Annotated in this window: 6 protein-coding genes and 1 tRNA gene; 3 read left to right on the forward strand and 4 right to left on the reverse strand. The window is 71.5% G+C overall.

Annotated features, from left to right (window positions below):
• Nucleotides 1-10: 10 nt before the first annotated feature.
• On the forward strand, nucleotides 11-544 hold the full coding sequence (locus tag Q0599_RS23945; protein ID WP_298835207.1) for a DUF2946 family protein: 534 nt from the start codon (nucleotides 11-13) through the stop codon (nucleotides 542-544).
• A 42-nt stretch (nucleotides 545-586) separates the two neighbouring features.
• On the opposite strand, the gene Q0599_RS23950 is transcribed toward Q0599_RS23945, so the two are convergent.
• On the reverse strand, nucleotides 587-1120 hold the full coding sequence (locus Q0599_RS23950) for a c-type cytochrome (RefSeq protein WP_298835208.1): 534 nt from the start codon (nucleotides 1118-1120) through the stop codon (nucleotides 587-589).
• Nucleotides 1121-1320: 200 nt separating this feature from the next.
• Between Q0599_RS23950 and Q0599_RS23955 the strand changes: the two genes are divergently transcribed.
• The gene (locus Q0599_RS23955; RefSeq protein ID WP_298835219.1) at nucleotides 1321-2787 is read left to right on the forward strand and encodes a glycine betaine ABC transporter substrate-binding protein; all 1467 of its coding nucleotides are present in this window, start codon (nucleotides 1321-1323) and stop codon (nucleotides 2785-2787) included.
• A gap of 73 nt (nucleotides 2788-2860) precedes the next feature.
• Nucleotides 2861-2935, forward strand: a tRNA-Arg gene (locus tag Q0599_RS23960).
• On the opposite strand, the gene Q0599_RS23965 is transcribed toward Q0599_RS23960, so the two are convergent.
• From Q0599_RS23965 to Q0599_RS23975, 3 genes are all read right to left on the reverse strand, one after another.
• Nucleotides 2901-4061 (reverse strand): NAD(P)/FAD-dependent oxidoreductase, encoded by a 1161-nt coding sequence (locus tag Q0599_RS23965; RefSeq protein ID WP_298835209.1) that lies wholly within the window; start codon nucleotides 4059-4061, stop codon nucleotides 2901-2903. The genes Q0599_RS23960 and Q0599_RS23965 overlap by 35 nt on opposite strands.
• 5 nt (nucleotides 4062-4066) lie before the next feature.
• Nucleotides 4067-7483, reverse strand: a complete 3417-nt coding sequence (locus Q0599_RS23970; protein ID WP_298835210.1) for a LodA/GoxA family CTQ-dependent oxidase — start codon at nucleotides 7481-7483, stop codon at nucleotides 4067-4069.
• A 130-nt stretch (nucleotides 7484-7613) separates the two neighbouring features.
• Nucleotides 7614-8171, reverse strand: a 558-nt coding sequence (locus tag Q0599_RS23975; protein ID WP_298835211.1) for an FAD-dependent oxidoreductase, incomplete at its 5' end; no start/stop codon positions are given.

An 8171-nucleotide genomic window follows, 5' to 3' on the forward strand; every position in this document is an offset into this window, starting at 1 on the left:
GCATCGGCGCATGGACGAGATCGTCAAGGCGGCGCTGAAGAAGTGGCCCAACGTGCCGCACTGCTGGGGCTGGCTCGCGCTGGACGCTCGCGGCGACTGGTACATGCGCGACGACCGCGTGCAGGCCGCCGGTCCCTTCCCGCGGGTCAAGGGCAGCCGCATCCTGCACGACAAGCTGCGCGACTTCATCCACCGCAACTACCTGGTGGACGAGGCAGGCGCTTGGTACTTCCAGAACGGGCCGCAGCGCGTCTACGTCGAGCTGGAGGCCGCGCCGTTCGTGTGGCGGCTCTCGCCCGCCCCGGGCATGCCGCTCATCACCAGCCACACCGGGCAAGCGGCACGCTTCGACTCGGCGTGGCTCGACGAGCACGGCCGGCTCTTCCTCGCCACCGACCTCGGCTTGGGGCTCGTGCACACCCTGGACATGGAGACCGCGGCCGACGCGGTGGAGCGCGGCCTCTGGGTACCGCAGCAGATCCGCTTCGCCGAACTGCCGGCACGCTTCGGTTTCCGGCTCAGCCCGGCCGGCGAGCGGTCATGAAAAAACCGGCCCGCGGGCCGGTTTCGTCGCAGGGCGCGAGACCTACTTCGCGGCAGAGGCTGCCGCAGCCGGGGCCTTGGGCTCGTCGAACTTGGCGCCGCTCGCGTTGGCCATGTGCACCACGGCGCGGCCGATCTCCAGGTCGCTGAAGTCGCCGCCGCCTTGCGCGCCCATCGCTCCCTTGCCCTTCAGCGCCGAGCTCAGCAGCGCCTCGTAGCCGGTCTGGATGCGCGGCGCCCAAGCCGCGGTGTCGCCGATCTTGGGTGCGCCGGCGGCGCCGGAGGCGTGACAGGCGCTGCACTGCGCGGCGTAGACCTGCTCGCCGGTCTTCAGCGTGGTCGCGTCGCTGGCGTCTTTCACCTCGATGCTGCCGATCGGCTGGATGCGGCGGGCCACGGCCTCGGCGCCCAGACCTTCGCTGCCGGCGGCCTGGCCGTGCTCGGTGGTCACGTACTTCACCAGGAGCACGATCGCGAGGATCGGGATGACGAACGAGAACACCACCGCCAGGATCAGCTGCTTGGGCGTCTTGATCGGGCCTTCGTGCGGGCCGTCTTGGTCGTGGGAGTCGCTCATGAATTCCTCGGCTTCGGGTGCGCTGCGGGTGCGATGCTTCCCCGGAACACGCCCGGGAGAGCAAAAACCCGCAGATTATAGGGGTGCCCACGGGGCGCCTTCGCGCGCCCTTGCCGCAAGCGTCCCGGGTCGCAGGCAGAATCGGCGCTCCATCGTAGGGGGAACCGCCCGTGCGTCCGTGTGACCTCGTCCTCGGCTTCGTGCTGTGCGCCGTGGGCCTGCCGGCCCTGGCTGCCGACGCCGGCCGGCTGGTGGTCGGCTCGAAGCGCTTCACCGAGTCCTACATCCTCGGCGAGATCGTCGCGCAGACGGCGGCGCCACATGTCGCCGCCGTCGAGCATCGACAGGGCCTGGGCAACACCGCCGTGGTCTTCGAGGCACTGAAGGCCGGTGCAATCGACGTCTACCCGGAGTACTTGGGCACCGTCGACGCCGAGATCCTCAAGCACCCCCGGCCGACCGACATTGCGACGATGAACCGCGAGCTGGCGCCGCTCGGTCTGGGCGTGGCGGTGCCCTTGGGGTTCCAGAACGGCTATGCCCTGGCGATGCGCGGGGAGCAGGCGGCGCGACTCGGCATCACCCGGCTGAGCGACCTCGCCACGCATGCGCAGCTGGTGTTCGGCCTGTCCCACGAATTCATCGGCCGCGCCGATGGCTGGCCCGGTCTCGCAGCGCGCTACCGGCTGCCGCAGCGGCCGACCGGCATCGAACATGGCATCGCCTACGAGGCGCTGGCCACACGGCGCATCGACCTCACCGACATCTACTCGACCGACGCGAAGATCGCCGAGATGAAGCTGACGGTGCTCGACGACGACGCAGGCTACTTCCCGCGCTACGACGCTGTGCTGCTGTACCGCCTCGACCTCGCGCAGCGCGCCCCGGCCGCCTGGCGCGCCATCGCGGCGCTCGAAGGACGCATCGATGCCGCGAGGATGATCGCCATGAACGGCGACGCGGAGCTGCGCGGCCGTCCGTTCATGGAAATCGCACGCGATTTCGTCGCGCCGCCGCGGGGCGAGGCGGCGGCAGGCCGCAGCGGCTGGCGCGAGCGGCTGTTCGCCGACGACCTCGGCCGGCTCACGCGCGAGCACCTCATGCTGGTGCTGGTCGCCGTCGGTGCCGCCGCGGCCATCGGCATTCCGCTCGGCGCGGCGGCGGCCGCACTGCCGCGTCTGGAACAGACGGTGATGGCACTGGTCGGCGTGCTGCAGACGGTGCCGTCGCTGGCGCTGTTCGCCATGCTGATCCCGCTGCTCGGGCGCATCGGCACCGTGCCGGCACTGGTGGCGCTGGCGCTGTACGCGCTGCTGCCGATCGTGCGCAACACCACCACCGGTTTGGCGCAGGTGCCGCGCGGCTTGCGCGACGCCGGCACGGCGCTCGGCCTGAGCCCCTGGCAGCGGTGGTGCACGGTCGACCTGCCGCTGGCGGCGCCAGTGATCCTCGCCGGTCTCAAGACGGCGGCCGTCATCACGGTGGGCACGGCGACGATCGCCGCCTTCATCGGCGCCGGCGGCTACGGCGAGCGCATCGCCACCGGGCTGGCGCTGAACGACCACGCGACGCTGCTGGCCGGCGCGCTGCCCGCTGCGGCGATGGCGTTGGCGACGCAGGCGCTGTTCGAGGGCGCCGAACGCTGGTTGAAGCGTCGCCGGCGCTGAGGCCTCCCGCGCCTCGCGGCGACGGGCCCCGCTTCGGGCGCAGGGCTTGGGCGGTAGAATCCGCCCCTCGCGAGCGACCGTGGTGAAGTGGATATCATGCAGCCCTCCGAAGGCTACGTCGCAGGTTCGATTCCTGCCGGTCGCGCCAGGCTCGGCATGCGCGCCTGACGCCGGCGCCAGAACGGCGTCTCGAAGCGCCCCTCCATTCCGTACTGCTGTGCGCGCTCGACCAAGTAGCGCGAGCATTCCCCGTCGAGCGCCGATTCGTAGGCGGCCAGGACTTCGACAGAACATTGCGGCCGATCCAGGATCCCCGCGACGGCCTCGGCCGCCTGCGCCGCCTGGCGCAGCGCACGCAGCACGCCACTGCCCGACAGGGGGTCGACCGCCAGCGCCGCATCGCCGACGGCGAGCCAGGGGCCATCTGCGGTCGATGCCTGCCGGCGGCGCAGCCGCTGGCTCTGCGCGACGTGGACCCGTGGCGCCGCCACTGCCCGCGCCCCGCTCAGTCGCCGTCGCGTCGCGTCGGCGCGCGCCAGTGCTGCGTGCCATGGCCCGGCACGCTGCAGCTGCTGCGCGGCGCAGCCGTCCGCGTCGGTCATCAGCATGGTGATCATCGAGCGCACAGCGCCGGGCGCCGGTAACGGCGCGGAGTACCACCAGCCCTCCGGCACGGCTTCGACGAGCAGGTGGTGCTGCTGCGCTTCCTCCACGTCCCGCCACGCCGCGGCGATGCCGACGAGCGGATCGAGCATCAGCCGGCATGCGCCCAGCTGCCTCGCGACATGTGCGCTGCGTCCGCTGGCGTCGACCAGCACCTTCGCGCGCAGCGCTGTCGATCCGGCACGCAGCCACCAATGCCGGCCGTCATGCCGCCACTCGCGCGCCGCGGCGCCTTCGGCCAGGCAGGCTCCGGCGGCCGCGGCGGAATGCGCGAGCAGGCGGTCGAATGCCTCGCGGTCGACGTGCCAGCCGCAGCCCCAAGGGCTGAGCAGGTGCGACTGCGAACGCAGCTCGCCGTCGCCCCAGGCGCTGCTGGTGCCCCACGACGGCAGCGGGCCCAGCGCCAGGCAGGCGTCCCACACGCCGAGCGCGCGCAGTTCGCCCTGCACGGGCGGCGACAGGGTCTCGCCGACGCGCGGCTGCTCGAAGCGGCTGCGTTCGAGCAGGGCCACGCGCCGGCCCTGCCGGGCCAGGCGCAGCGCCAGCGCGGCGCCGGCGGGGCCGGCACCGACGATGGCCACGTCGCAGCGCAGCGCTTCGGTGGCTGCCATGGCGATCAGCCGTCCATGCGTGGCGAAAGCTTCTCGGCGGCGCAGTGGCCGGCGACGCACTTGCGCAGCCGGCCGAGGTCGACGCCGGATTCGCGCAGCCGCTTCTCCAGCTCGGGACTGATCAGCCCGCCCTCCCTCAGCAGGCATTGCAGCAGCTCGCACAGCTGCTCGTTCGCGCCGCCGCCCGGACGGCCGACGCCCGTTTCGGCGTCGCGGTCGCCGCCGCGCCAGACCGCAGCGGTCAGGCTGCGCTCGCGCGTGAACGGCATGCCCTGGCGCGTCTGGCCATGGGCACGCACGCGCAGCCGGTAGACACCGGTGCTGTCGGCCGTGAACTCGGCGGCGTAGCGTCCGGCCTCGCTGCTGTGCAGGGCGAACGTCGTGCTGCTGCCGTCAGGCCGCAGCAGCTCGGCCCACACGCTGGCCATGCCTTCCAGCGGCACGGCCGACTGCGTCAGCGTGGCCTGCACGCGCACCGTCGCGCCGGGCTCGTAGCCGCTCTGGTGAGATTCGGCGCGCAGCGAGATGCTCGAGTAGCTGTGCACGATCAGGCTGTAGGGCAGCGTGCGCCGCGCCTGGCCCGTGGCAAGTTCGCCGGAGGCGTTGCCGATCACCGTGGCCGCCAGCCCATCGCGATCGAAGTGCTGTGCCACCTCGAAGCGCCGCTGGTTCTCGCTCGGCATGCCGGCGGCGCGCAGCTCGCGCTGGCGGCTCGCAGGGCTCGCGTGCAGGCCGCGCAGGATCGACAGGTCGACGCCGTCCTCGCTGCCCTTGGACGGCCGGGTGCGTGGCTTGCCGATGGTCAGCAGCGCGTGCCAGGTGCCGCCCTGGTCGAAGCGGTCCTGCAGGAGCTGCATGGGCAGCACCAGCCGGTAGTAGCTGACGCCGCGCCCCAGCACCCAGCGCATCGCCGGCTCGCCGGCCGCACGCCAGGGCTCGAGAATCAGGCCGGAGGGCGTCTGCAGGCGGAAATCCACCGCCTGCACGAACGGGCTGAGCAGGATCACGTCCACCCCGGCGTCGGCGTCGGTGAGACGGAACGGGATGCGATGCACTGCGCCGGGCACGAGCTCGCCGTCGGGATCGAGCACCACCTCCGCGTTGCTCACGCCAGCCAGGACCTGGAGGAAGTACTTCTGCAGCAGGAAGCGGTTGTTCTGATCGATCGCGCCGGTGATGAGCAGGAAGCCACCGTGGTTGCCGGAGATGTTCTGCAGCGCGGCGGCGCTGGTGTTCTGCGGCGTGCCCAGGCCGATGGCGTAGGTGAGCTCGTTGATCTCGCCGGCCACGTCGGCAATGAAGCGGGGGCTGTTTTCCACGCCGTCGGTCAGCACGACGAGCGACTTGACGTCGAAGCCGCCCGCGCTGTCGAGGATCTGCCGCCCTTCGAAGATGCCGTCGCCGATGCTGGTGGCGCCGGCCGGGTCGAGGCCGTTGCCGCGGATCAGATCGATGGTGCCGCTGCGGTTGAGGTCGCTCAGCCCGCCTGCGCCCAGTGGGACCACGCCCTGCAGCACCTGCGCGTCCTGGTTGTAGCGCACCAGTCCGATGCCGTCGCCTTCGAGCATCACGTCGACGAAGGTCTCCGTCGCCTGCTGCAGCGAGGCATGCTTGCTCTGCCCGTCGCCGCGGTCCTGCGCCATGCTGCCCGAGCGGTCGAGCACCAGCGCCACTGCCGCCGTCTTGCGCGCGACCGTGTTGGCATCGATGCCGATGCTCCAGCTTTGCCCGCTGACCGGCTCGCGCACCGTGACGGTCTGCGTCGAGATCGCCGATGGCGCGGCGCCGGTGCGATAGATCACCCACAGCCGTGCCGTGGCCACGCCGCTGCCACCCGTCGGCCCCACGGTCACGCTGGTGTTGCCCGGCACCAGCTGGGCGTGCGTCGGACCGCCGCCGGGCGCGTACTCCAGGGTCACCGCCGCGCTCGGCGCAACGACTTCGAAGCTGATTGCCAGCGGCTGCTCGCGCACCATGCCCATCGGCCCCTGGGGCACGTCGATGAAGTTCAGGTGCGGGGTCAGCAGGTTGATGGTCGCCGTGTCGCAGCGCTCCACCTCGACATGCGACGCGCCTTGTGCGACGACGAAGCCGAGCGTGTGCCAGCGCTCGACCAGGTCCTCTGAACCGGTGATGCCGCGCGTCCAGTCCTGGTAGCTGTTGCTGCCTTGCGGGATCACCGACGACGGCCGCGGCACCGGCCACCAGTTGCCGCCGCAGGCCATGAAGTCCGCCTGCCAGGGCAGCGCCATCGAGGCACTGAGGGTGCCCGGCAGGACGGTGGCGTGATTGATGCGGAAGGCCTCGCTGTAGTTGGTGGCAAAGAGGATCGGCCGGTTCGACGGATCCTTGCCGCCGGCCTCGATGCCGGGGAAGAAGGAGCCGCCGACGCAGGCGTCGAGCGCCGCCCGGTCCAGTCCCGCCGGGGTGATCGCAGGCTCGACCACCGGCACGGCGCCCCAGTCGTCGGCGAAGTTGCCGGCTTCCCAGCGCTGCAGGTGCGCAAGCTGGAGGGCGGTCGGCCCCGGGTCGGAGCCGGCGAGCTGCGGCATGTTGCCGTTGGGGCGCATGCGGTTGAGCACCGCAGTGCGCAGGGCCGGCGCGGTGACCGGGTCGGCCCAGGTGTGGGCCGAGGGGAAGCCGCCGAGGTTGTAGACCCACCGCGTATCGCGGCCGCGCTGCAGGATGGGCTGGATGTCGCGGGTGTAGGACGTGGCGGCGGGCGCGGCGGCGAGGCCCGCGTCGACCATCACCTGCAGCAGCCGGTCGTACAGCGTCGTCGAGGTGTCCTGGTGCGGCGCGAACTTCGGCGGCGCGGTGACGACCCAGGCGCCGACCACCGGCGGCGAACTGTTGTCGGCACGCAGCGTGATCGTCGCCGACACCGGCCCGTCGGCGATGTCGTCGTACCAGCCGGCGTTGGCCCAGAAGTTGCCGATGCCGTTGCCGGCCGGCGAGGCCGAATGGCCCGCGCCGGCGAAGACGAGCAGCCGGTTTTCGGTGTCGCTGCGCATCTCGCCCAGCGGCACGGCGACGGCGCCCTGCCCGGAGAAGCGGATCGTGCCGGTGTCGAACAGGCGCCGCTGGTTCGGCCCGTTGGTGCTGCGCGCACCGGGATCGATGGCGAGGTCGCCGGCCGGCTCGCTGTTGCCGCGGCCGGGGTAGCTGGCCTTGCGGTTGGCCAGATGCACGGTCCAGGTGATCGTCGCGTCGGCGTCGGTGATCTCCTCGACCGTGCCGTCGTCGTGGTGGGCGAAGATGTGGAAGCGTGCCGCCTGCCGCTTCACGCGGCACTGCGCGTCCTTGAAGCCGCCGGCAGGCTGGGGCCGTTGCCCGATGCGCTCGGGCCCGATGAAGAATTCGTCGCTGTTGCCGACGCGCGCGACACCGATCGCGGGGTGGATGCGGAAGACAGTGGCCATGCGGGCCTCCTTGGCAGGGCGGACGTCACGTCCGCGTGGCCTGCCATCAAAGCCCTGTCGACGCGCCGTTCACATCCCTATGCCTTGGCGCTCGGCCCCCCATGTTTGCAGTGGAACGCCGTGCTCGAGCTCAGCCGTTCGTGCCGTGCCGGATCAGGTGGTCGAAGGCCGACAGCGCCGCCTTCGCGCCTTCGCCAGCGGCGATGATGATCTGCTTGTACGGCGTCGTCGTCGCGTCGCCGGCGGCGAACACGCCGGGGATGCTCGTGGCGCCCTTGGCGTCGACGATGATCTCGCCGTACTTCGACAGCTCCAGCGTGCCCTTGAGCCATTCGGTATTGGGTACCAGACCGATCTGCACGAACACACCGGCGAGATCGATGCCGTGTTCGGCGCCGGTCGTGCGCTCCTTGTAGCGCAGGCCGGTCACCTTTTGACCGTTGCCGACGATCTCGGTGGTCTGTGCGCCGGTGTGGATCGCGACGTTGGGCAGGCTCCTGAGCTTGTTCACCAGCACGGCGTCGGCCTTCAGCGCCTCGGCGAACTCGATCAGCGTGACGTGCTCGACCACGCCGGCCAGGTCGATGGCCGCCTCGACGCCGGAGTTGCCGCCGCCGATCACCGCCACCTTCCTGCCCTTGAACAGCGGGCCGTCGCAGTGCGGGCAGTAGGCCACGCCCTTGTTGCG

The organism is uncultured Piscinibacter sp., from assembly GCF_937952055.1.
In the GTDB taxonomy this organism is placed as follows: Bacteria; Pseudomonadota; Gammaproteobacteria; order Burkholderiales; family Burkholderiaceae_C; genus Piscinibacter.

Excerpts from the sequence above, each read along its gene's own strand:
- Q0599_RS23945 (WP_298835207.1), top strand. The coding sequence starts at position 11 with ATGGACGAGATCGTCAAGGCGGCGCTGAAGAAGTGGCCCAACGTGCCG.
- Q0599_RS23950 (WP_298835208.1), bottom strand. The coding sequence starts at position 1,120 with ATGAGCGACTCCCACGACCAAGACGGCCCGCACGAAGGCCCGATCAAG.
- Q0599_RS23965 (WP_298835209.1), bottom strand. The coding sequence starts at position 4,061 with ATGGCAGCCACCGAAGCGCTGCGCTGCGACGTGGCCATCGTCGGTGCC.
- Q0599_RS23970 (WP_298835210.1), bottom strand. The coding sequence starts at position 7,483 with ATGGCCACTGTCTTCCGCATCCACCCCGCGATCGGTGTCGCGCGCGTC.